The organism is Moorena sp. SIO2C4 (assembly GCF_010672485.1).
GTDB lineage: Bacteria > Cyanobacteriota > Cyanobacteriia > Cyanobacteriales > Coleofasciculaceae > Moorena > Moorena producens.
On the sequence record NZ_JAAHGN010001459.1, the window covers coordinates 1 to 1,390 of the forward strand.

At 41.2% G+C, this 1,390-nt stretch carries 2 protein-coding genes; one reads left to right on the forward strand and one right to left on the reverse strand.

The window, feature by feature from the left end; genetic code table 11:
* The coding region (locus F6K20_RS38565) for a sialate O-acetylesterase (RefSeq protein ID WP_287298452.1) at positions 1-671 on the reverse strand (671 nt) is incomplete at its 3' end.
* Positions 672-867: 196 nt separating this feature from the next.
* Between F6K20_RS38565 and F6K20_RS38570 the strand changes: the two genes are divergently transcribed.
* On the forward strand, positions 868-1,143 hold the full coding sequence (locus F6K20_RS38570; protein WP_008177627.1) for an HNH endonuclease: 276 nt from the start codon (positions 868-870) through the stop codon (positions 1,141-1,143).
* Positions 1,144-1,390 lie beyond the last annotated feature (247 nt).

Below are 1,390 nucleotides of genomic sequence, written 5' to 3' on the forward strand. Positions count from 1 at the left end.
TGACAGAAATCTTTTACTAACCTAACAAATTTATCAGCCCACTGATTAGGGAAGAATCTTCGACTTGGGTAGGCTTGAGGATTAAGGGCATCACTTTCTCCCTGAAAGAATAGTAAACCTTGAATTTCTCCCATTGGTGAAGCAGCATAGGCTCGCTTTAAGCAAGAGCCATACAAAGTATCTTCACTTAGATTTTTTTGCCACTGTTGAATAGTAGTGTCCCATTTAGCACAGGGAATTAAACCAACAATCAGCTCAGGATCGTATTTGAGCAATTCAGTAGCAAATGCTATACCTGGACTGACTCCAGCTGACTTATCTTCCGAGACGTGATCAACTTGTCCACTTGGTGAATCAATCGGTTCTTTGCCTAGATGCCAGCGGTAATCGTTTCCAAAGACAAAAACTCTGGGGTGAGTAATGGAACTAGCAGGTGTCAGCTTACCACTTCCTGACATATTCGACTGTCCTGCCAAAATAAATAAGGAGATATTGCCTTGAAAATTGGCAGGAACTGGTTTGCTTTGATTATCCTTAATGGTAGAAGTGCTGAGGATACCGTAGCGTCTGAACAACTGGTCTACTTGAGCAGACTTTTGTAGTATAATACCTAAAAAAGCACCGATAAGTATACCGATAACTAGATAGGAAATTATTGACCAAGCTTTCATGATATAGCATTTTTATTTGAGATGTTAAACACTTAGGATTTTACAGTTCTCGTAGTAATGAGGTCTACAGGATTTTTTCCTTATTCCGAAGTTCCCTAGTCTGACTTTACTACTCCCTACTCCCTACTCCCTACTCCCTACTCCCTACTCCCTAAGACTTTGGAGCTCACCAAACTAATAATTGCTATCATTATCAATGACTTGTGAACTTTGTGGAAGAGATGTAGAGCGATTGACAGTTCATCACTTGATTCCTAGACAAAACACTAAGCGAAAAAAGATGAAACCTGGTCCAACGATTACTATTTGCCCTGCTTGTCATCGACAAATACATGCTTTATTCCCAAATACTCGTTTAGCTCTGGAATTGAATACCTGTGAAGCTTTGAAAAATGACCCTCAGATGCAGAAGTTTTTAGCCTGGGTCAGAAAGCAAAAGCCTGATAAGCGGGTGAGGGTTCATCGTTCTTAAGCGTTCGCGTAGCTTGACCAAAGGTCAATCGCATAAGCGCGTTTGTATCTGGGTTGTAAACACACGTATTCCATAAAAAGGCAAAAGGCAAGAGGAATCCCCCCTAACCCCCCTTAGTAAGATACTGCTGGCGAATTTAACATTTAGAAATATCAGCCTGAAGACAGCAGTCTTTATAGCCCCCCAACCCCCAATTCTGGGGGAGCATGAACTTAAAGTTACCCATCTGCTACCCTTGTGTAAACAA